This window comes from Hydrogenophaga sp. FG152 (genome assembly GCF_057809615.1).
In genome coordinates, this window is sequence record NZ_JBMDKH010000002.1 from 338,980 (window position 1) to 360,661 (window position 21,682).

Annotated in this window: 19 protein-coding genes and 1 tRNA gene; 11 read left to right on the plus strand and 9 right to left on the minus strand. The window is 69.9% G+C overall.

Features of this window, described 5'->3' with window-relative positions; translation table 11 throughout:
- Window positions 1–5 precede the first annotated feature (5 nt).
- Window positions 6–359, plus strand: a complete 354-nt coding sequence (locus tag ACODTB_RS04345; protein ID WP_291121619.1) for a VOC family protein — start codon at window positions 6–8, stop codon at window positions 357–359.
- On the opposite strand, the gene ACODTB_RS04350 is transcribed toward ACODTB_RS04345, so the two are convergent.
- Complete coding sequence (locus ACODTB_RS04350) at window positions 356–1,588, minus strand: helix-turn-helix domain-containing protein (RefSeq protein WP_291121618.1); 1,233 nt, start codon at window positions 1,586–1,588, stop codon at window positions 356–358. The two genes, ACODTB_RS04345 and ACODTB_RS04350, sit on opposite strands and share 4 nt — an antisense overlap.
- Before the next feature lie 241 nt (window positions 1,589–1,829).
- Here ACODTB_RS04350 and ACODTB_RS04355 point away from each other — a divergent pair, with 241 nt between their 5' ends.
- Window positions 1,830–3,971 carry a PQQ-dependent dehydrogenase, methanol/ethanol family gene (locus ACODTB_RS04355; protein WP_291121616.1) on the plus strand — a complete coding sequence of 714 codons (2,142 nt, stop codon included), beginning with the start codon at window positions 1,830–1,832 and terminating at the stop codon, window positions 3,969–3,971.
- Complete coding sequence (locus ACODTB_RS04360; RefSeq protein WP_291121614.1) at window positions 3,949–6,093, plus strand: TonB-dependent receptor family protein; 2,145 nt, start codon at window positions 3,949–3,951, stop codon at window positions 6,091–6,093. Before ACODTB_RS04355 ends, ACODTB_RS04360 begins: the two co-directional genes overlap by 23 nt.
- Window positions 6,094–6,500: 407 nt before the next feature.
- On the opposite strand, the gene ACODTB_RS04365 is transcribed toward ACODTB_RS04360, so the two are convergent.
- The gene (locus ACODTB_RS04365) at window positions 6,501–7,145 is read right to left on the minus strand and encodes a glutathione S-transferase (protein ID WP_291121386.1); all 645 of its coding nucleotides are present in this window, start codon (window positions 7,143–7,145) and stop codon (window positions 6,501–6,503) included.
- 98 nt (window positions 7,146–7,243) lie between these two features.
- Between ACODTB_RS04365 and ACODTB_RS04370 the strand changes: the two genes are divergently transcribed.
- The 3 genes from ACODTB_RS04370 (at window position 7,244) to ACODTB_RS04380 (ending at window position 9,701) form a co-directional block, all read left to right on the plus strand.
- Window positions 7,244–7,642, plus strand: a complete 399-nt coding sequence (locus tag ACODTB_RS04370; RefSeq protein WP_291121383.1) for a DUF2946 domain-containing protein — start codon at window positions 7,244–7,246, stop codon at window positions 7,640–7,642.
- A gap of 132 nt (window positions 7,643–7,774) precedes the next feature.
- Window positions 7,775–8,269 (plus strand): copper chaperone PCu(A)C, encoded by a 495-nt coding sequence (locus ACODTB_RS04375; protein ID WP_291121381.1) that lies wholly within the window; start codon window positions 7,775–7,777, stop codon window positions 8,267–8,269.
- 7 nt (window positions 8,270–8,276) lie between these two features.
- Window positions 8,277–9,701 (plus strand): PepSY-associated TM helix domain-containing protein, encoded by a 1,425-nt coding sequence (locus ACODTB_RS04380; RefSeq protein WP_488929120.1) that lies wholly within the window; start codon window positions 8,277–8,279, stop codon window positions 9,699–9,701.
- Here the strand turns inward: ACODTB_RS04380 and ACODTB_RS04385 are convergent, their stop codons facing one another.
- Window positions 9,702–10,817, minus strand: coding sequence for an ABC transporter ATP-binding protein (locus ACODTB_RS04385; protein WP_291121376.1), 1,116 nt, complete (start codon window positions 10,815–10,817; stop codon window positions 9,702–9,704).
- Between the two features lie 77 nt (window positions 10,818–10,894).
- Between ACODTB_RS04385 and ACODTB_RS04390 the strand changes: the two genes are divergently transcribed.
- A complete protein-coding gene (locus ACODTB_RS04390) occupies window positions 10,895–12,502 on the plus strand; it encodes an ABC transporter permease (protein WP_291121374.1) in 1,608 nt (535 codons plus the stop codon).
- Between the two features lie 12 nt (window positions 12,503–12,514).
- Here ACODTB_RS04390 and ACODTB_RS04395 read toward each other — a convergent pair whose 3' ends face one another.
- On the minus strand, window positions 12,515–13,501 hold the full coding sequence (locus ACODTB_RS04395) for a Bug family tripartite tricarboxylate transporter substrate binding protein (RefSeq protein WP_291121372.1): 987 nt from the start codon (window positions 13,499–13,501) through the stop codon (window positions 12,515–12,517).
- Between the two features lie 42 nt (window positions 13,502–13,543).
- A complete protein-coding gene (locus ACODTB_RS04400; protein ID WP_488929121.1) occupies window positions 13,544–15,577 on the minus strand; it encodes an acetoacetate--CoA ligase in 2,034 nt (677 codons plus the stop codon).
- 90 nt (window positions 15,578–15,667) lie between these two features.
- Here ACODTB_RS04400 and ACODTB_RS04405 point away from each other — a divergent pair, with 90 nt between their 5' ends.
- Window positions 15,668–16,615 (plus strand): LysR family transcriptional regulator, encoded by a 948-nt coding sequence (locus ACODTB_RS04405; protein WP_291121370.1) that lies wholly within the window; start codon window positions 15,668–15,670, stop codon window positions 16,613–16,615.
- 54 nt (window positions 16,616–16,669) lie between these two features.
- A complete protein-coding gene (locus tag ACODTB_RS04410; protein WP_291121368.1) occupies window positions 16,670–17,146 on the plus strand; it encodes a hypothetical protein in 477 nt (158 codons plus the stop codon).
- A gap of 8 nt (window positions 17,147–17,154) precedes the next feature.
- Here ACODTB_RS04410 and ACODTB_RS04415 read toward each other — a convergent pair whose 3' ends face one another.
- On the minus strand, window positions 17,155–17,586 hold the full coding sequence (locus ACODTB_RS04415; RefSeq protein WP_291121366.1) for a VOC family protein: 432 nt from the start codon (window positions 17,584–17,586) through the stop codon (window positions 17,155–17,157).
- A 117-nt stretch (window positions 17,587–17,703) separates the two neighbouring features.
- On the opposite strand from ACODTB_RS04415, the gene ACODTB_RS04420 reads away from it, so the two are divergent.
- Window positions 17,704–18,957, plus strand: a complete 1,254-nt coding sequence (locus ACODTB_RS04420) for a nucleoside recognition domain-containing protein (RefSeq protein ID WP_291121364.1) — start codon at window positions 17,704–17,706, stop codon at window positions 18,955–18,957.
- On the opposite strand, the gene aac(3) is transcribed toward ACODTB_RS04420, so the two are convergent.
- The 3 genes from aac(3) to ACODTB_RS04435 form a co-directional block, all read right to left on the minus strand.
- The gene (aac(3), locus tag ACODTB_RS04425; protein WP_291121362.1) at window positions 18,939–19,775 is read right to left on the minus strand and encodes an aminoglycoside 3-N-acetyltransferase; all 837 of its coding nucleotides are present in this window, start codon (window positions 19,773–19,775) and stop codon (window positions 18,939–18,941) included. The two genes, ACODTB_RS04420 and aac(3), sit on opposite strands and share 19 nt — an antisense overlap.
- 12 nt (window positions 19,776–19,787) lie before the next feature.
- Window positions 19,788–19,862: transfer RNA gene (locus tag ACODTB_RS04430), tRNA-Arg, on the minus strand.
- Window positions 19,853–20,824: a LysR substrate-binding domain-containing protein gene (locus tag ACODTB_RS04435; protein ID WP_291121360.1), complete on the minus strand. Its 972-nt coding sequence runs from the start codon at window positions 20,822–20,824 to the stop codon at window positions 19,853–19,855. The genes ACODTB_RS04430 and ACODTB_RS04435 overlap by 10 nt, the downstream gene beginning before the upstream one ends.
- 130 nt (window positions 20,825–20,954) lie before the next feature.
- Here ACODTB_RS04435 and ACODTB_RS04440 point away from each other — a divergent pair, with 130 nt between their 5' ends.
- Window positions 20,955–21,587 carry an FMN-dependent NADH-azoreductase gene (locus tag ACODTB_RS04440; RefSeq protein WP_291121358.1) on the plus strand — a complete coding sequence of 211 codons (633 nt, stop codon included), beginning with the start codon at window positions 20,955–20,957 and terminating at the stop codon, window positions 21,585–21,587.
- Window positions 21,588–21,682: the final 95 nt, after the last annotated feature.

Below are 21,682 nucleotides of genomic sequence, written 5' to 3' on the forward strand. Positions count from 1 at the left end.
CCACCATGGGCACCGAAGGGCGCGACCAGCGCATCGACTACATCGAGTTCAACGTGGGTGACATCGCGCGCGCCAAGGCCTTCTATGGCGCGGCATTCGGCTGGACCTTCGTGGACTACGGCCCGGGCTACTGCGAGTTCAACGACGGGCGCATGACCGGGGGCTTCGCCACCGGTGAGGCCGTTCGCCCTGGCGGCGCCCTGATCGTGCTGTACGCGGACGACCTGGCCGCGGCGCAGCAACGCATCGAGGCCGCGGGCGGGCGGATCTCCAGGCCCGTGTTCGGATTTCCCGGTGGGCGCCGTTTCCACTTTCTCGACCCGGACGGGCACGAACTGGCCGTCTGGTCGGCGCCTTAACCCGCGCCCGGCGCCTGGGCCTTCTGCAGCCGCCGGTACAGCATGCCGCGCGAGACGCCGAGCGCGCGCGCGGCTTTCGCGATGTTGCCGCCGCACGCGGCCAGCGTGCTCTCGATCAGGCGCTGCTTGTGGTCCAGCAGGGTGGCCTGCGCGGGGTCGGTTTCCGGCGGCGTGGCCAGGGCCGGCGTGTCGATGGCAGCGGGTGGGGGCGCCGTTTCGGTGACTTGGGGCGCGGGCTGTGACACGGCCACCGCGTGCTTGAAGTCGGCGCCGTCGCTCGCGGTCAGCGTGCCCGTCACCCACACGCCCAGGCCATTGGGCAGGCGCAGGGTCTGCGCCTGGTGCTGGCGCGGCAGGGCCAGCAGGCGCTCCAGCGGCACGCCGAACACCTCGTCCACCGTGTGCCGCTCTTCCATGCGGCAGCCCGTGAGCCGGCGGCCCGCGCCGTTGAGCCACAGCACCCGCCCGCCGGCGTCGATGCCGGCCAGGGCCTCCATCGGCGTGCCCAGCAGCGTGGGGCTGGCCTGGAAGTGCAGCACGAGGTGCTCGACCGACTGCAGTTGCAGCAGGCGGTTCTCGATCGTGGTGGCGTACATGCCCACGACCGACGCGGCATCGAACTGGAAGCGCCCGGCCTCGATCGACACGTCCAGCACGCCCGCGAGCTGGCCGTGGATGTCGCGGATCGGCGCGGCCGCGCAGTGCAGGCTCTGCAGGCTCTGGAAGAAATGCTCGGCGCCGGTGACGGTGCAGGCTTCGCCGGTGCGCACCACGATGCCCGGCGCGTTGGTCCCGACCTGGCCCTCGGTGAGGTTCACGCCCACGCGCGAGGCGGTCTTGAGCAGCGGGTGCTGGTTGGTCGCGGGCAGTTGGGTGGCGTGGATGATCACGCCCTGCGCGTCGGTCAGCAGCACGCGGCAGTCGGTGCCGGCCAGCGCGGCTTCCATGTGGTTGAGCTCGAGGTTGCCGGCCTGGAGCAGCTGCCGGTTGCGGTTCAGGCTGGCGTGGGCCCGGCTGCGCGTGACCTGCTCGAAGCTCACGCGGTCGGTGGGTTGCTGCCGGGCCGAGGCGCAGCGCAGCCACGACTGGATGACCGCTTCGCCCACCAGGCCGGAGGGGCGCGTGCCTTCGTCGAAGAAACGCTGGCGCGCCAGCGCGGTGCGCTGTTCGGTGGTCTGGAAAAAGAGCTGGCGCGGCGTGCTCGCCTGCCCGTTCGTGGGGTGGGGCATGTTCTTGTCCTGCGGGGCGTCTCCTCGGCCAGTATCCCGTTCATCGGCGCGCGGTGGCATGCGGGTAAGCCCTGCCCGCCGCCCGTCGGATGTTCCACGCCGGAACACATCGGCTTCAGGGAAATCCCGAGGATGAATAGGCTCCCGGAGAGGCGGAAGATGGCAAAGCTGGGCCGAGCACGACAGGCCCTGGCAGCCCCACAAACAGGCCTGCGCGCCGCAGGCAGCACAAGGAGACACGATGAATCCGTCACCACTTGCTTTGGTCAGGTGCCGCGCGGCCGCCTGCCTGTTCACCGCACTCACCACGCTCTGCGGCGCCGCGCTCGCGCAGCCGCAGGCCCCCATCAAGGGCTCGCAGGAGCACATCCGGGCCGCCGTGGGCAAGGTCAACGCCAGCTTCATGAAGGCCAACGCCAGCAAGACGCCGGACTGGCCCAGCTATGGCCTGGACTACGCCGAGACGCGCCACTCCAAGCTCAACCAGATCACCACCGCCAACGTGAAGGACCTGGGCCTGGTCTGGTCCTACAACCTCGAATCCTCGCGCGGGGTGGAGTCCACGCCGCTGGTGGTGGACGGCATCATGTACGTCACCGCTTCCTGGAGCATCGTGCACGCGGTGGACGTGCGCACCGGCAAACGCCTGTGGACCTTCGACCCCAAGGTGCCGCGCGAGGGCGGCTACAAGGGCTGCTGCGACGTGGTCAACCGCGGCGTGGCGCTGCACGAGGGCAAGGTCTTCGTGGCGGCCTACGACGGCCGGCTGATCGCGATCGACGCGGCCACCGGCGAACAGGTGTGGTCCAAGGACACCATCATCGACCGCAAGTTCAGCTACACCATCACCGGCGCGCCGCGCGTTTTCAAGGGCAAGGTGATCATCGGCAACGGCGGTGCGGAGTATGGCGTGCGCGGCTACATCACCGCCTACGACGCCAAGACCGGTGACCAGAAGTGGCGCTGGTTCACCGTGCCGGGCGACCCGAGCAAACCATTCGAGGACGAGTCCATGGCCAAGGCCGCCAAGACCTGGGACCCGGCTGGCAAGTGGTGGGAAGCCGGTGGTGGCGGCACGGCCTGGGACACCATGACCTTCGACCCCGAGCTCAACCTGATGTACATCGGCACCGGCAATGGCTCGCCCTGGGCGCGCAGCAAGCGCAGCCCGGCCGGCGGCGACAACCTCTACCTCGCCTCCATCGTCGCGCTCAACCCCGATACCGGCAAGTACGTCTGGCATTACCAGGAGACCCCGGGCGACAACTGGGACTTCACCTCCACGCAGCCGATGATCCTGGCCGACATCAAGCTCGACAACAAGCCGCGCAAGGTGATCCTGCATGCACCCAAGAACGGCTTTTTCTTCGTGATCGACCGCACCAACGGCAAGTTCATCTCGGCCAAGAACTTCGTCGACGTGAACTGGGCCACCGGCTACGACAAGAACGGTCGACCGATCGAAACCCCGGCCGCGCGCACCGCCGACCGGCCGCGCGAGATCATCCCCAGCGCCTTCGGTGCGCGCAACTGGCATTCCATGTCGTACAACCCGGCCACCGGCCTGGTCTACATGCCGGTGCAGAGCGTGCCGCTCACGCTGATGGACAACAAGGACTGGAAGTTCAACGCCGACCGGCCCGGCGAGCCACACGCCAACATGGGCTGGAACCTGGCCACCTTCGCCAACGTGGAGCCGCCGACCAGCAAGCCCTTCGGCCGCCTCGTGGCCTGGGATCCGGTGCAGCAGAAGGCGCGCTGGACGCAGGAGCAGATCTCGCCGTGGAACGGCGGCACGCTCACCACGGCCGGCAACCTGGTGTTCCAGGGCACGGCCGACGGCCGCTTCATCGCCTACAACGCGACCAGCGGCGAGAAGCTTTGGGAAACGCCCACCGGCACCGGCGTGATCGCCGCACCCTCGACCTACATGGTCGACGGCAAGCAGTACGTGTCGATCGCGGTGGGCTGGGGCGGGGTCTACGGCCTGGCGCAGCGCGCCACCGACCGCCAGGGCCCGGGCACGGTCTACACCTTCGCCGTGGGCGGCAAGGCGCAGCCGCCGGCCTTCGTGAACTACCAGCTCGGCAAGCTCGTGGCCGGCGTGAAGTACGACCCGGCCCACGTACCGGCCGGCACCGCGCTGTACGTGAGCAACTGCGTGTTCTGCCACGGCGTGCCAGGGGTGGACCGGGGCGGCAACATCCCCAACCTGGGTTACATGGATTCGGCCTTCATCGAGAATCTCGACAAGTTCGTGTTCGCCGGTCCGGCCATGGCACGCGGAATGCCGGACTTCACCGGAAAACTCACACCCGACGATGTCCAAAAAATCAAAGCATTCATCCAAGGCACGGCCGATGCCATTCGGCCGAAGCAGTAGCGCCCTTCTTCTCGGTGCCGCCGCCGGCTTGCTGTCGCCGCCCGCGCAGGCCCAGCCGGACGGCGACACCGCCGGCGCGCTCGCGCCGGTGGTGATCACCGGCGGCTCGGCCTGGCAGCAGCGCTGGCTGGCGCCGGGCTCGGTCGAGGTGGTGGATGGCGAGGAACTGCGCGCGGGCCAGTTGCAGATCAACCTCTCCGAAGGCCTGGGCCGCGTGCCCGGCCTGGTGGTGCGCAACCGGCAGAACTACGCGCAGGACCTGCAGATTTCCATGCGTGGCTACGGCGCGCGCGCGCCCTTCGGTGTGCGCGGCGTGCGCCTGTACGTGGACGGCATTCCGGCCAGCGCGCCCGACGGGCAGGGCCAGGCGGCGAACTTTCCCATCGGCAGCGCCGACCGCATCGAGGTCATCCGCGGTCCGTTCTCGGCGCTGTACGGCGCCTCGGCCGGCGGTGTGATCGCGCTCTACACGCAGGACGGCCAGCGCCCCACCGAGTGGCGCACCGGCGTGGCGGCCGGCTCCAACGGGCTGTGGCGCTTCTCCACCCAGCTCAGCGGGCAGACCGGCAGCGCCGAGCAGCCGGGCTGGTCGTACACGCTGGACGCGGGCAAGTTCGCCACCGACGGCGAGCGCCTGCAATCGTCCGCGTCGCGCAGCACGGGCAACCTCAAGCTCAGCCGCGCGCACGAAGGCGGGCGCACGGTGCTCGTGCTCAACCGCCAGAGCAGCCAGGCGCTGGACCCGCTGGGTCTCACGCGCGCCGAGTTCGACGCCGACCCTGGCCAGACCACGGCGGCGGCCACGCAGTTCAACACGCGCAAGAGCGTCTCGCAGACGCAGGTGGGGCTGGCCTGGGAACAGGCGCTGGGGCAGGGCCACCGCATCGAACTCATGGGCTACGGCGGCCAGCGCGCCGTGCGCCAGTTCCAGGCCATTCCCACCGGCGCGCAGGCACCGGCCGGCAGCGCGGGCGGCGTGATCGACCTGGACCGCGACTACTGGGGCTGGAACGCGCGCTGGCGCCTGGACCGCAGCTACGACAGCGGCCGCCTCACCGTCGCCGCCGGCATCGCCTCGGACCGGCAGACCGAGGACCGCCTGGGGTACGAGAACTTCATCGGCGCCGCCCTGGGCGTGCAGGGCCGGCTGCGGCGCGACGAGACCAACCGCGCCAGCACCTTCGACCCTTATGTGCAGGCCGAGTGGCGCACGCCAGCCACCACCTTCCTGGCGGGGTTGCGGCACTCGCGCGTGCGCTTCACCTCGGCCGACCGTTACATCGGGGCGGGCAACCCGAACGACAGTGGCGCGGCGGACTACGACGGCTTCAGCCCGGTGCTGGGTGTGCGCCGCGAGATCACGCCGCAGTTGCAGGCGTTCGCGAGCGTGGGGCGCGGTTTCGAGACGCCCACGCTCAACGAGGTGGCGTACCGCGCCTCGGGTCTGACGGGGCTCAACCCCTCGTTGAACGCCTCGCGCAGCCTGAGCGCGGAGACGGGTCTGCGCGGGCGCCAGGCCTGGGGCAGCTGGAGCGCCACGCTGTTCGAGACGCGCACGAAGGACGAGATCGTGGTGTTGTCGAACACGGGAGGGCGATCCACTTTCCAGAATGCGGGGCGCACGCGGCGGCAGGGCGTGGAGCTGGCGGGGGTGATGCAGTGGGGCAAGTTCACCGTGACGCCGGCGTACACGTGGATGGACGCGACCTACCGCGATGGTTTCCTGACCTGTGTGGCCACGCCGTGCGCGGCGCCGAATGTGCCGGTGGCGGCGGGCAACCGGCTGCCAGGGTTGGCGAAGCAGCAGGCGTATCTGCAGGTGGCGTGGGAGCCGGGTTGGGCCAACAGCGTGTTCACGCTGGAGGCGTTGCACACGGGGCGCATGGCGGTGAACGACCGGAACACGGATTTCACGTCCGCGAGCACGGTGTTCAACCTGGGGGTGCGGTTCGAGCAGAACCGGGGCGACTGGACCTGGCGGGAGTTCGTGCGCATCGACAACGTGACGGACCGTTCCTATGCGGGGTCGGTGATCGTGAACGAGGGGAACAACCGGTTCTTCGAGCCTGGGGGTGGAAGGTCCCTGTACGTGGGCGTTGAGCTGGTGCGGCGGTTTCCCTGAGGTTTCTTCTTGCGTGGGGTTTCCGGCGGGGACCTCGCGTCAGGCCAGTGGCGGTGCCCGCAGGCCTCCGGCCGCTCGCGGGCGGCTGCCCGGGCGTGCACGGGTCACTTCGTCAACACCATCCCCGCACACACCCTCTGTGGCAACCGCGAATGGGGCCTGCGCCTGCGGGCACCGCCACTGCCCTGCGAACGAACGCAGGCATGCGAACGGTCGTGCGCCGACATTGCTTTTGGGTGGGTGGGCAGGGGTGTTTGGGCGCAGGCCCCATTCGCGGTTGCCACAGAGGGTGCGTGCCTACCCGGTGTTGACGAGGTGATCTGTGGGTACCCGAGCAGCCGCCCGCGAGCGGCCGGAGCCCAAACACCCCTGCCCACCCGCCCCGCCCACCAAGGCAGAACGAAAAGTCAGCCCTTGGACCGACCCAACATCAACTCGGTATTCGCCTTGCGATCCGCATTCACCTTCTGCACAGAAGGCCGCTCCCCCAGCTTCTTCAGGTAATCCCGAGCCGGCGTATCGGCCAGGAAATCGCGGCCGTAGATGATCTTGGTCGCGCTGCTCACCAGGGGAAGGTGCACCGCCGCCGCGCAATCCGCCAGCGTGAACTGCGAACCCGCGATGAACGGCGAATACGTCGTCAGCTTCGAAAAGCCCGCCACGTTCTTCTCCAGCTGCTGGCCGATCTTCTCCTTCGCCGAATCACTCACCTTGCCGCCGAAAAACGCCTCGGGATACAGATTGCGCGCCACCAGCTCCAGATGCAGCTCCAGGTACCGCACCAACTCCCGCACCTTCGCCGCCTCGAATGCATCGCGCGGAAACAGCGGCACCTCGGGAAAAGCGTCCTCGAGGTACTCCAGAATCACCGTCGACTCCGACAGCGACCCCTTGTCCGTCTTCAGGTACGGCACCTTGCCCAGCGGACTGCAGGCCTTGTCCGTCTCGCCGATCCAGGCCAGCTCCTCCTCGAACGCCACGCCCTTCTCGAGCAGCGCGAGCTTGACCTTGTTGTAGTAATTGCTGGCCGAAAAGCCGCAGAGTTTGAGCATGTCTGTCTCCTGTTGGGGGTTGTGCGCACCATCGTAGCCCCGGGGCCTCCGCCCACGCGTCCCGCAGTTGACGGGCCCGGCTGATAAACTGCCCCGCCATGCGTTTCCCCCGCACCACCCACCGATTCGCCGCCTGGCTGGCCATGCTCGCCATGCTGCTGGGCGCGCTCGCGCCCACCGTGGCGCAGGCGGTGGTGGCCGCGCAAGGCGGCCCCGGCTGGGTGCAGGTCTGCAGCGCCAGCGGCATGGTCTGGGTGCAGGCCGATGCCATCGATGGCGACAACGCCGCCGTGGCCGATGTCGGCAAGTCCATGGCCGACGCCTCGCGCCACTGCCCTTGGTGCAACCTGCACGGTGCAGCCGGCCTGCCGCCCGCATCGTCCGTGCCCACCCTGGTGCTCGCGCCCGGCGCCGAGCCACCGCCCGAGCCCTTCCGCTCGGCCCTGCCCGCGCCACCCTGGCCCGCCGCGCAGTCGCGCGCCCCGCCCACGGCCTGACGCACCCCACCGGCCCGCGCCCCTGCGCGGACCGCTTCTCCGCCCGAGCCCCTGTCACCGCCCCGCCGGCCCGGGCCGGCCCGGGCCGGGCCGGGCCAACCCGATCAATGCTTTTCGATGGAAGACTCCACGATGAAATCCCTGCTCATCTCCACCCTGCTGGCCATGGCGGCCAGCGCCTGGGCGCAAGCGCCCGCCACCGCTCCCGTCGAGGTGAAAGACGCCTGGGTGCGCGCCACCGTCGCGCAACAGAAATCCACTGGCGCCTTCATGCAACTCACCGCCAAGGCCGACACCCGCGTGGTGGAAGCCCGCTCGCCCATCGCGGGCGTGGCCCAGATCCACGAAATGGCCATGGACAAGGACGTGATGCGCATGCGCGAGGTCAAGGGCCTGGCGCTGCCCGCCGGCCAGGCCATCGAGCTCAAGCCCGGTGGTTACCACGTGATGCTGCTGGACCTCAAGGGCCAGGTGAAGGCCGGTGACGTGGTGCCCGTGACGCTGGTGCTCGAAGGCAAGGACGGCCAGCGCAGCACGCTGGAAGTCAAGGCCACGGCGCGCGCGCTCGGCGGCACCAGTGCGGCACCGGCCGCCGCCGCCGAAGACCACAGCAAGCACAAGCACTGAGGCGGCCATGAAAGCCGTTGCTGAACGCGCGTCCGCGCTGGCGGACGCGGGGACGAAGCCGTCCTCGCATTCCAGTTTCCATGCCGTGGCCTGGCGCTGGCACTTCTACGCCGGCCTCTACGTCGTGCCCTTTCTGCTCATGCTGGCCCTCACCGGGCTGGTCATGGTGTTCTTCACCGGTTTCCAGACCCGCCTCGGGCCGGTGGTGACGGTGAACCCGATGGACCACGCGCCGCTGCCCGTGAGCGCGCAGGCGAAGGCCGTGCTCGAACTGCGCTCGCAGGCCACGCTGCGCGAGTACATCGCGCCGGTCACGCCCGACCGCGCAAGCTGGTTCGTCGTCGCGCGCGACGGCACCACCGAAGCGGTGGCGGTGGACCCGTACACGGCGCAGGTGCTGCGGCTGGTGGACAAGGACCGGACGTGGTTCGCCTGGGCCGAGAAGATCCACGGCACGCTGCTGCTGGGCGATGTGGGCGACCGCCTGATCGAGATCGCGGCGGGCCTGGCCATCGTGATGGTGATCACCGGCTTCTACCTCTGGTGGCCACGCGGCGGCACGCGCTGGGCCCAGGTGCTGCTGCCCGACCTGCGCCTGAGAGGCCGCCTGTGGTGGCGTTCGCTGCACGCGAGTGTGGGCTTCTGGCTCGGCGCGGTGCTGCTGGTGTTCCTGCTCACGGGGCTGTCCTGGACGGGCGTGTGGGGCGCGAAGTTCGCGCAGCCCTGGGGCAGCTTCCCCGCCGCCAAGTGGGACGCCGTGCCGCTGTCGGACGCCACGCACGCCACGCTCAATGCCGGTGGCACGCACGAGGTGCCCTGGGGCCTGGAGCAGACGCCGCTGCCGGCCTCGGGCTCGCAAAGCGGCGCGGTGGGCGTGCCCGCTGGCCAGCCGGTGGACCTGGACAGCGTGGCCGCGCTCGCGAAGCGGCTCGGCTTCACGGGCCAGCACCACATCCAGCTGCCGCAAGGCGACACCGGCGTGTACACCCTGTCGGCCGACACCATGAGCGGCGACCTGGGCCGCCCGACGCAGGACCGCACGGTGCACGTGGACCGCCACACCGGCCGCGTGCTGGCCGAGGCCGCCTACGCCGGCTACCCACTGCTGGCCAAGGCCATGGCGGTGGGCATCGCGCTGCACCAGGGCGACCTGGGTCTGTGGAACGCCGTGCTCAACGTGCTGTTCTGCCTGGCCATCGTGTTCCTGTGCGTGAGCGGCATCGTGATGTGGTGGAAGCGCCGGCCCAGGGGCAGCTGGCGACTGGTGGCGCCGCCCGCGCCGCGCGACCCATCGCTGTGGAAGGGCGGGGCGCTGGTGATGTGCGCGCTGGCGCTGGCCTTCCCGCTCAGCGGGGCGGTGCTGCTCGGCGTGCTGCTGCTCGACTGGCTGGTGGTCTCGCGCCTGCCGGCGCTGCGCGCCGCGCTGGGCTGATCAGGCGCTCGCCGCCCGCACCGCGCTCGCAGCGGGCGGCGAACTGGCGCCCGACCCGCGCTCGAACGTGACCACGTGGTCCACCTCCGCCCGGATGCCGATCCACTCGCCCACCGCGTGGTTGTGGTGCGAAGGCACGTGCGTCATCAGCACCTCGCCGCTGGCCAGGCGCAGCGTGTAGAGGAATTCGGAGCCGCGAAACGCCTTGCGCAGGATCTGCGCCTTCACCGACGCGTCGTCGTCGTGCACGATGTCGTCGGCGCGCAGCAGCACGTCGCACAGGCCGGCCTCGTAGGCCGAGGGCAGGGGGCATTCCTCCACGTCGTGCAGCGGGCCCAGTGGTGTCTGCACCGAGACCTGGTCACCCACCATCTGGATCTGCGCCGGGGCGAACACGCCATGGCCGATGAACTCGGCCACGAAGCGCGTGGCAGGGCGGTGGTAGAGAGCGTAGGCGTCGTCCCACTGGTGCAGGTGGCCTTCGTGCATCACACCGATCACGTCGCCGATGGCGAAAGCCTCCAGCTGGTCGTGCGTGACGAAGAGGGCGGTGGCGCCGGCGGCCTTGAGGATGCCGCGCACCTCGTGGGCCAGGCGCTCGCGCAGGTCCACGTCGAGGTTGGAGAAGGGTTCGTCAAGCAGCAGCAGGCGCGGGCGCGGCGCCAGTGCGCGGGCCAGGGCGACGCGCTGCTGCTGGCCGCCCGAAAGCTCGTGCGGAAAGCGCGCCTGCATGCCGGCCAGGCCGACCAGGCGCAGCACCTCGTCCACGCGGGCCTCGCGCTCGGCGCGTGGCAGGCGGTGAATGCCGAAGGCGATGTTGTGGCCCACGTCGAGGTGGGGGAACAGGGCGTAGTCCTGGAACACCATGCCGATGCGGCGCTGCTCGGCCGGCATGTGGTGCTGGCTGTCGCTCACGGTCTCGCCGTCGAGTGTGATGCTGCCGCCGCTGGCGCGTTCCAGGCCGGCGACCGCGCGCAGCAGGGTGGTTTTGCCGCAGCCCGAGGGGCCGATGAGCACGCCGATGTCGCCTGCGCGCAGCCCCAGCGAGACACCATCCACCGCGGCTTGGAGCTGGCCGGCGTACCGCACGCTGAGTTGAGAGACGTTCAGGAACATAGGCGGTCTATTCTAGATAACTACAATTCTCATTTGTGTTGACGCGGGTCGATGGCCCTTTCACCTGAAACCTGCCCATGCTGCGTTGGTTGGCTCCCGCCCTGTTGATCCTGCTTGCACTGCTGCTCACGCTGCCAGTGCTGTCGCTGGGCGCGTCCTGGTTCGAGTTCGATGCCGCCGCGCGCGACGTGCTCTCGCAGATGGCGCAGACGGTGCTGCCGGAGTACGCGCTCACCACGCTGGTGCTGTGCGTGAGCGTGGCGATCGGCGTGGCGGTGGTGGGCATGGCCACGGCCTGCGCGGTCACGCTGTTCGACTTCCCCGGCCGCCGCTTCTTCGAATGGGCCCTGCTGCTGCCGCTGGCCATGCCGGCCTATGTGGTGGCCTACGCCTACACCGACTTCCTGCAGTTCAGCGGGCCCCTGCAGGTGGGGCTGCGCGAGACCTTTGGCCTGTCCGGGCGCCTGCTGCCCGAGGTGCGCAGCACGCCGGGCGCGGTCTGGGTGTTCACTTTCTCGCTCTACCCTTATGTCTACCTGCTGGCGCGCACCGCGCTGGCCGAGCGCGCGGCCCAGCTCATGGAGGCCGCGCGCCTGCTGGGCGCGCCGCTGGCGCGGCGCATCCGCGAAGTGGCGCTGCCGCTGGCGCGCCCGGCCGTGGCCGCGGGCGTGGCGCTCGCGCTCATGGAAACGCTGGCGGATTTCGGCGTGGCCAGCTATTTCGGCATCCAGACCTTCACGGCCGGTGTCTACAAGGCCTGGCTCGCGATGGACAACCGCATGGCCGCCGCCCAGCTCGCCACCATGCTGCTGGCGCTGGTGGCCCTGCTCCTGTGGCTCGAACACCGCGCCCAGCGCCGGCTGCGTTTCGCCACGCTGCGCGGCCAGCGCGCCGGCAGCGCCGAAGCCCAGCCCACGCGCCTGCAAGGCGGGCGCGCCGTGTGCGCCGTGCTGGCCTGTGTGCTGCCCATCGCCTTCGGCTTCGTGCTGCCGGTGCTGTTCATGCTTCGCCCGCTCATCGGGGGCTGGGACGACCTGCCGTGGACCTCCTTCCTGCAGTGGTCGCGCAGCAGCGTGTGGCTGGCCGGCCTGGCGGCCGCGCTGACCACCGCGATCGCGCTGGCGCTGGCTTTTGCGCTGCGCGCACGGCCGGGCCAGCTCACGCGTGGCGTGGTGCAGCTCGTGAGCCTGGGCTATGCCGTGCCCGGCGCGGTGATCGTCGTCGGCCTGCTGCTGCCGGTAGGCTGGGTGCAGTCCCTGTGGCCTGAGGCCAGCGTGGGCTATTGGGTCACCGCCACCGCGCTCGGCATCGTGTGGGCCTACCTCGTGCGCTTCACCGCCGTGGCCCTGCAGTCGATGCAGAGCGGCTATGCCCGCATTCCCGCCAGCCTGGACGACTCGGCCCGCATGCTCGGCACCACCGGCCTGGGCCTGGCCGCGCGCGTGCACTGGCCGCTGCTGAAGCGCTCCACCGCCGCGGCAGCGTTGCTGGTGTTCGTGGACGTGATGAAGGAACTGCCCGCCACCCTGGTGCTGCGGCCCTTCAACAGCGACACCCTGGCGGTGGTGACCTACCAGCTCGCGCGCGACGAACGCCTGGGCGAGGCGGCGCTGCCGGCGCTCACGCTGGTGCTGGTGGGTCTGGTGCCGGTGATCCTGCTCAGCCGCACCTTGCGGGCGAGGTGAAAGCGGCGCGCCTCAGTCGAGGCGGACACCCGAGGCCTTGACGATCTGGCCCCACTTCACGCGGTCCTGCTGCGCCAGCGTGGCCAGTGCGGCGGGCGTGCTGCCCATCGGGCGGATCGAGAGGCGCTCGAAACGGGCCTTGACCTCGTCGGACTTGAGCGCGGCAAGCGTTTCCCTGTTGAGCTTGTCGATCACCGCGGTCGGCGTGCCGGCCGGTGCGACCAGCCCGAACCAGCTCACGATCTGCAAGCCAGGCAGACCGGCTTCGGTGGTGGTCGGCACGTCGGGCAGGCTGTCCAGGCGCTCCGGGCCGGCGACGGCGAGCGCGCGCATCTTGCCCGCGCGGATGTGCGGCAGCACGGCGGGCGGGGATTCGATGCCGCCAGTGACCTGGTTGGACAGGATGGCCGTGGCCGACTCGGCGCCGCCCTTGTACGGCACGTGGACCAGGGTCACACCGGCTTCGCGCTTGAGCAGTTCGGTGGCCAGGTGCGGCGTGGTGCCGTTGCCGGGCGAACTCAGCAGCAGGCTGTCGGGTCTGGCCTTGGCCTGCGCGACGAGTTCGGCCACGTTCTTCACCGGCACCGAGGCGTTGACGGTGACGATCAGTGGCATGTCGCCCACCAGCGACACGGGGGCGAAGTCCTTGCCGGGTTCGAACCCGAGACGGGGGTACAGCGCTTCGTTGATGCTCAGAATGCTGCCGGTGGCCATGAGCAGCGTGTAGCCGTCGGCGGGGGCCTTGGCCACATACTGGCTGCCGATGTTGCCGCCCGCGCCGGCGCGGTTGTCGATCACCACCGGTACGTTCAGCGACTTGCCCAGGGCATCGCCGAGCGTGCGCGCCATCACGTCCACCGGGCCGCCGGGCACGAAGGGCACGACGATGGTGAGTGGCTTGCTCGGGTAGGCCGGCTGGGCGAGCGCGGGCGCGGCGCCGAGGCTCAAAGTGGCGCCCAGGGCGAGAGCCAGGCGGGTGAGTTGGCGGCGTTGCATCATGCGGGTTGTCTCCTGTGTGGGTAATGGAAAAAGCGAAGGCACTCAGGCGGGCGCGGTGCCCGGCGCGTTGAGTTCGAGGGCGAGCCGCACGAAGAAGTCCAGGCTGCGCGGGTTGACCATGGCGTCGGGGCTGGCCACCTTCTCCAGTGGGGTGCCCAGCAACAGCTTGCGCACCGGCACTTCCATCTTCTTGCCGGTGAGGGTGCGCGGAATCTCGTCCACCAGGTAGATCTCGTTGGGCACGTGGCGCGCCGAGGCCTTGGTGCGGATCTGCCCGGCGATGGCGGCCTTGAGCGCGTCATCCAGCACAACGCCCGGCTGCAACACCACGAACAGCGGCAGAAAGGAGGGTCGGCCCAGGTACTCGAGGTCGACCACCAGGCTGTCGCGCACCTCTGGCATCTCCTCGACGACGCGGTAGATCTCGGCCGTGCCCATGCGGATGCCGAAGCGGTTGATGGTGCTGTCGGAGCGGCCGTAGATGACGGCGGTGCCGCGCGGCGTGAAGCGGATCCAGTCGCCATGGCGCCAGACGCCGGGGAAGGTGTCGAAGTAGCTCTCGCGGTAGCGCTGGCCGTCGGCGTCGTTCCAGAAGAACAGCGGCATCGAGGGCATGGGTTGCGTGATCACCAGTTCGCCGACCTCGTCCTGCACCGGCTGGCCCCCCTCGTTGAAGGCCTGGGCCGCCACGCCGAGCTCGGCGCACTGGATCTCGCCCGCCACCACGGGCAGGCCCGGCGCGCAGGCCACGAAGCCCGAGGCGATGTCGGTGCCGCCGCTGATCGAGGCCAGCCAGAGGTCGCTTTTCACCGCTTCGTAGACCCAGTGGTAGGCGTCGATGGACAGCGGCGAGCCGGTCGAGTTGATCGCGCGCAGCGCCGGCAGGGCGGCGAAGTCGCGCGGGCGCAGGCCGCGCTTCAGGCAGTTCATGAGGAAGGCCGCGCCACAGCCGAACAGCGTGACGCCGTGCCGGTCCATGAAGCGCCAGAGCGCCTCGTCGTCGGGCCAGGCGGGGTTGCCGTCGTAGAGCACGGTGGTGGCGCCGGTGAGCAGGCCGCCGATCTGCAGGTTCCAGACGATCCAGCCGGTGCCGCCGAGGAACAGCATGCGGTCGCCCTCGCGCAGGTCGTGCTGCAGCGCGAGTGTCTTGAGGTGGGTGAGCACCACGCCGCCGTGACCGTGCACCATGGCCTTGGGCAGGCCGGTGGTGCCGGAGGAATAGACGATCCACAGCGGGTGGTCGAAGGGAAGGCGGTCGAAGCGCAACTCGGCGTGTGCGTGCTGTTCCATCGCGCCGTCCCATGCCAGGCGATCGCGCCAGGTCACCGCGCGTTCGTTCGCCAGCGGGCCGGGCAGGTGCACCACGGTGCGCACGCTGGGCAGGCGCGCGAGCAACTGGTCCACGGTGTCGTGGCGGTCGTGCACCTTGCCGTTGTAGCGGTAGCTGTCGGTGGCCAGCAGCACCTTGGGCTCGATCTGGCTCAGGCGGTCGAACACCACCGAGGGGCCCATGTCGGGTGCGCAACTCGACCAGATGGCACCCAGGCTGGCGCAGGCCAGGAAGGCCGCCACGGTCTCGGCCTGGTTCGGCAGGTAGGACGCCACGCGGTCACCCGGCTGCACGCCGCGATCCCGCAGGGTGGCCGCGAAGGCGGCGGTCATCTGGCGCAGCGCCGCCCAGGACACCTCGCGCGCGTCCTCGCCCTCGGTGCGCACCACCAGCGCGGGGCGCTGTGCGCTGGCCTGCCGGAAGACGTGCTCCGTGTAGTTCAGCCGTGTGTTTGGAAACCAGCGCGCGCCGGGCATCTCGCGGCTCGCGAGCACGGGGTCGGGTGAACCGTCGGCCAGCACCTCGAAGTGGTCCCAGATGCTGCGCCAGAAGGTGTCCAGGTGCTGCACCGACCATTGCCACAGCGCCCCGTAGCCGTCGAAGCGCAGGCCGTGCTGCTCGGCGAGCCAGCGCTCGTAGCGCGCCAGGCGGCTGGCGCCGATGTCGTCTGCACTGGGGGTCCACAGTGTGTCGGGGATGGCGGCGGCTTCGTCCGCGGTGGGGGCCGTCGTGGAATGCGTGCTCACGTCTTGTCTCCTGTTCGAAGCCGCCACGGTACGCAAAGAGCGCTTCGCTCGCTAGACGCATGGACGATGTAAGTGCTATACACGTGACGTATGAAGACGACCTACGACCGACTCGAACTGCTCGACACCTTCCAGCACATCAGCGAGGCGCGCTCGCTGAGCAAGGCGGCGCGGCAACTGGGCACCACGCAGCCCACGGTGAGCCGGCGCCTGGTGGAGCTCGAATCCCTGCTGGGCTGCAAGCTGGTGAACCGCACCACCTCCACCTTCTCGCTGACCGACGAGGGCCAGACGCTGCTGCTGGAGGCGCGCGACCTGGGCGAGCGATGGGCCGGCCTGTCCGACCGGCTGCAGGGCCGCCAGAGCCGGCCCGAGGGCACCTTGCGCGTGATCGGTCCGGCGGGCTACGGCGCCAGTTTCCTGACCGACGCGCTCACCGGGCTGATGGCGGCGCACCCCCGGCTGCGCGTGGAACTGGCGCTGGCCGAGCGTTACACCGACCTCTCGGCCACCGGTGCGGAGTGCTGCGTTTTCGTGGGTGAGGTGCCCGACCAGGACATCGTCTGCCGCACGCTGGGCACGATGGAGCGCGTGCTGGTGGCCACGCCCGCGCTGGTGGAGCGCATCGGCCCGGTGACGCTGGCGCGCCTGCCTCGCCTGCCCTTCATCGGGCTGGCCGCGCACGTGGTGGGCACGGTGCAGCTCGTGCGGCGCAGCGATGGCGCCGCGCGCTTGGTCACGCTGAACACGCCCTTTCGCACGCCGAGCCTGCCCGCGAGTTACCGGGCCATCCTCAACGGCGCGGGCATCGGATCGGCCGCGCCCTGGATGTGCCGTGAGGACATCGCCGCTGGCCGGCTGGTGCGTGTGCTGCCGCAGTGGGCGCTTGCGCCCGTGGGCATCCACGTGGCCTTGCTGCCAGGCCGCCACCGCCCCGCGCGCGTGACGGCTTTCATCGACGCGATCCGCGCACAGCTGCTGCGGCAGGAGGGCTTCGTGGCCGCGCCGTTGACACCACCGCCGGGCGGCGGGCGGTAACAGCTGTTGCGATTGCTTGTGCGCCAGGCCTGCACAGGGCCGTATGCTCTGGCCATGCCGAACACCACCGACCTCACCCTGTCCTCACCGCCTTCCCTGCTGCCGGGGCGCCGCCGGCTGCTGGCCACCGCCGCCGCCGGCGCGGCCGGCCTGCTCGCGGCGGGCTGCTCGGTCCTGCCCTCGGGCTCCAGCCGTCCGCCGCTGGCCGACGCCAGCTACCGGCTCGCGGTGGCGAACCACATCTACCGCCGCTACCCGGACCGCATCTACCGGGGCAAGCTGCCACCGATGCTGTACGCCATCGGGGTGATGGAGCTCGAAATCGACCGCAGCGGCGGCGTGGACGCGGTGCGCTGGTTGCGCGGGCCCAGCCACGCGCCGGAGGTGATGGCGGAGATCGACCGCCTCGTGCGGCAGGCCGCGCCGTTCCCCAACCCACCGGGCTGGGGCCGCGTGCGCAGCGTCGACACCTGGCTGTGGGACCGCAGTGGCCGCTTCCAGCTCGACACGCTGAGCGAAGGCCAGCTCTGAGGCGCCGGTCACGGCTTGGCCATTTCCCTCGGCCCGCCGTTGATGCCCCAGGGCGTGCCGAAGCGGTCGGTCACCATGCCGAAGGTGTCGGCCCAGAAGGTTTCGGACAGCGGCATGGTCACCTTGCCGCCGTCCGCCAGGGCCTTGAAGACGCGTTCGGCCTCGGCCACGGTGGGGAAGGTGATGGCCATCATGCAGCCCTGGATACCCGCGAAGGGCACGCCGGGCGGCGCGTCCCCGGCCATGAGGGCGAAGTCCGGGTGCACCAGGTAGGCGTGCATGATGAGTTTGGCGCTCTCGGGCGGCACCGGCTCGCCGCCAGGCATGTCGGCATAGGTGATGAGGGCCTCCAGCTTGGCGTTGAAGACCTTGGCATAGAACTGCATCGCCTCGGCACAGTTGCCGTTGTAGGACAGGTAGGCACAGAGTTGCGTCGACATGGGGATCTCCTGAAGAGGGAATGAAGGGGCTTGCCACCTGACGACGCGCCAGGTGCGAGCGTTTCGACATCGGCCGGCGCCGCGCGACGAACGGCGGGGGCGCTACCATCGCTCTTCATGGCGCTGAACTGGGTCTGGATCGGTTTTTTCACCGTGGCTTTCGCCACCGCCGTCGCGCGCTGGCTGCTGGGTGAGCAGGGCATCTTGCAAGCGCTGTTGACGGCCATGTTCGATGGCGCGCGCTCGGGTTTCGAGATCTCGCTCGGCCTGGCCGGTGTGATGGCGCTGTGGCTCGGGCTCATGCGCGTGGGCGAGCGCGCCGGCATGATCGAACTGCTGGCCCGCCTTGCCGGGCCGTTGCTGCGCCGCCTCTTTCCCGCCGTGCCGCAAGGCCACCCGGCGCAGGGCGCGATGACCATGAACATCTCGGCCAACCTGCTGGGCCTGGACAACGCGGCCACACCCCTGGGCCTGAAAGCCATGCGCGAGCTGCAGACGCTCAACACCGAAGCGCCCGGCACGGCGAGCAACGCGCAGATCATGTTCGTGGTGATGAACACGGCGGGCCTCACGCTGATCCCCACCTCGGTGATCGCCATCCGCCAGAGCGTCGCGCTCAAGCAGGGACTGGGCGCGGGCTTCAACGCGGCGGACATTTTTCTGCCCACGCTGCTGGTCACCTTCACCTCGCTGCTCGCGGGGGTGCTGGCGGTGGCCGTGTGCCAGCGCCTGCCGCTGTGGCGCGCGCGGTTCCTGCTGCCGGTGCTGGCGGTGGCCGGCCTGCTCGCGGCGGCCGTGACCGCGCTGGCCCGCCTGCCGGCCGAACAGGCCGCGCGCGTGGCCGGCACCACGGGCGCGGCGGTGATCCTGAGCGTGGTGATGCTGTTCGTGCTGGCCGGGGCCTGGAAGCGCCTGAACGTGTACGACGCCTTCATCGACGGCGCCAAGGAAGGCTTTGGCGTGGCGATCCAGATCGTGCCCTACCTCATCGCGATCCTGATCGCCATCGGCGTGTTCCGCGCCGCCGGTTGCATGGACTTCCTGCTCTCGGGCATCGGCGCGATGGTGGCCGCGATGGGCTGGAACACCGACTTCCTGCCCGCGCTGCCGGTGGGCTTGATGAAAGTGCTGTCGGGCGCGGGCGCGCGCGGGCTGATGATCGACGTGATGCAGACGCACGGCGTGGACTCGTTCGCGGGCCGGCTCGCGGCCATCGTGCAGGGCTCGACCGAAACCACCTTCTACGTGCTCGCGGTGTACTTCGGCAGCGTGGGCATCCAGCACGCGCGGCACGCGCTGGCCTGCGCGCTGTTCGCCGACGCGGTGGGGCTGGCCGCCGCGATCGGCGTGGGTTACCTCATGCTGCGCTGAGCTGGCTTGCCAAAGCGCTGTTCGAGCCAGGCCTTGCCGAAGCGCACGAGGTCTCGTGCATCGAACAGGTGGCAGTCGGCCTGGCCCACACGGCCCGTGCGGTGGCGGCCTTCGGCCACGTAGGCCCGCGCAATGGTTTCCACCGCGTCCATGGCGCCGTCTTGCGCGAAGCCGTCCAGGATGCCATTGGTGTCGCACTCCTCGGCCACGCGCCAGACCTTGCGGCCTCGTTCGTCGAGCACCGGTTGTTCGTAGCGCACGCGGCGCTTGTTCGGGATGTCGGCCAGGGTCTCGGCATGGTGCAGCACCGTCACCGCATCCAGGGGCGCACCGAGCAGCAGCACCTGGCCGCCCAGGTGCACGAAGCGGTCCAGCGGTGAACCAGGTCCGTAGCCTTCCTGGAGCGAATGGGGCGCGACCAGCTCGTCCGCCTTTGCGCCCAGGGCGGCCATGTTGGCGTCCGGGTGCGCGCTGCGCCGCACGCCGGGTGTGTGGCAGATGAAGGCATTGAGCAGGCCGAAACTGCGTTCGGTGCCGGCGGTGGCCGGGTCGAATGCCGGCCAGGCCTCGCGCGCGGCGGCGCCGAGCGTGGCGCCGTTCAGGGTCTCTTCGTAGGGGGAGCGGTCCCAGGACACATAGGCCATGAGCGTGCCGCCCGGGCCGATGCTCTCCTGCAGCGCCCGCACGATCTGCGGTGCGCCGCCTGCCACCGGCCCGATGGCCTTGAGCGAGGCGTGCACCATGACCACGTCGCCCGCGGCCAGACCGAGGCGGCGCAGCTGATGGGTGAGTTCGCCGCCGGGCAGCGGTTCGGACATGGTGGCTGGAGGTGGTACCACCAACAGGAATCGAACCTGTATCTAGCGCTTAGGAGGCGCTCGTTCTATCCATTGAACTATGGCGGCGAAAAAGAGCCCGCATTGTACGGGGCGGGCTGCAGCCGGGACGCGCCCTCGCGGCGCTGCAGCTTGCCGCACACGGGCACGTATTCGCCCAGGAAATCGAGAAAGCTGCGCACCGCGGGCGAGAGGCCCCGGCGCGAGGGAAACACCGCGTGCACCACCCCCACCGGTGTGGACCAGTCGGGCAGCAGGCGCACCAGCTGGCCGCTGCGCAGTTCGTCCTCGCACATGTAGTCGGGCAGCCAGCACATGCCGCTGCCGCCGAGCACGGCGAGCTTGAGGGTGAGCAGGTCGTCGGCGATGTAGCGGGGGGTGAACTGCAGCACGGCCTCGCGCCCTTCGGGACTGGTCAGGCGGATGCTCGTCCTGCCCTCGGTGGCGGACATGGCCACGCTGTCGAGCCGGCTGGCTTCCTCCAGCGTGGTGGGCGTGCCCTGGCGCGCCAGCAGCGCCGGGCTGGCCACCAGCACCGAGCGCGCGTCGTCCAGCCGCTTGACGATCAGGCTGCCGCTTTCCTCCAGCGTGAGTCGCACGCGCAGCGCCACGTCCACGCCGTCCTTCACGAGATCAACCACGCGGTTGTTGATCTCCATCTCCACACGCACCTGCGGGTGCTGCGCGAGGTAGATCGGCATCACGCCGCCGAGCACGGTCTGCGCCAGCGTGACGGGGCAGACCACGCGGATGGTGCCGCGCGGCTCGGTTTGCGCGTGGGCCACGGCGTCGGCGGCGGCCTGGGCCGATTCGCGCAGGGCCTGGCAGTGGCGCAGGTAGGTCTCGCCCACGTCGGTCAGCGAGAGCTTGCGCGTGGTGCGCTGCAGCAGGCGCACGCCCAGCTGCGCCTCCAGCCCGGCGATGCGGCGCGACAGGCGCGACTTGGGCAGGCCCAGCGCGCGGCCGGCGGCCGCGAAACCGCCGTGTTCCACCACCTCGGCGAACAGGATCATGTCGTTCAGGTCTTGCATGGCGCCTCCGCTTAATTGTCCTGATTATGGAACGATATGTCGTAAAAATGCCGCCTTATCAAGTATTGGCATCGAAATCACAATCTATCCATGGCCACATGGCGTGGCTGTCACCTTTCAGGAGATTTCCATGCAACTGCTTCACATCGATTCCGCGATCACCGGCGACCAGTCGGTTTCCCGTCAACTGACCGCCCAGACCGTGGCGACCTGGGTGGCTGCCCATCCCGGCACGCAAGTACAGTACCTCGACGTGGTGAAGGACGCCCCATCGCACCTGAGCGCGGAGTCGCTGGGCTTCCGCACCGGCCAGGCTGCCGCCACCGAAGCGGAGCGCCGCGAGAACGCGCTGTCCGAAGCCCTGGTGAGCCAGTTCCTGGCCGCCGATGTCGTCGTGATCGGTGCGCCGTTCTACAACTTCACGATTCCGACCCAGCTCAAGGCCTGGATCGACCGCCTGGCGCAGGCAGGCCGCACCTTCAAGTACACCGAGCAGGGCCCCGTGGGTCTGGCGGGCGGCAAGACGGTGATCGTGGTGCTCAGCCGCGGCGGCGTGTACTCCACCAGCGAAGGTGGCCGCGCGATGGAGCACCAGGAAACCTACCTGCAGACCATCTTCGGCTTCTTCGGCATCACCGACGTGCGCTTCGTGCGCGCCGAGGGTGTGGGCATGGGCCCCGAGGCCAAGGCCAAGGCGCTCGCCACGGCCGAAGGCGAGATCCGCGTCGCAGCGAACCAGCCGTCGGTCGCTCAGGCCGCCTGAGGTCTGTCCGGAGCGGGATGCCCCATCCAGAAATGCCGCGGAACTGGCTTTGCCAGGCCGCAGGCATTGCCCCCTGAAAGGGGGTGACGCGCCGA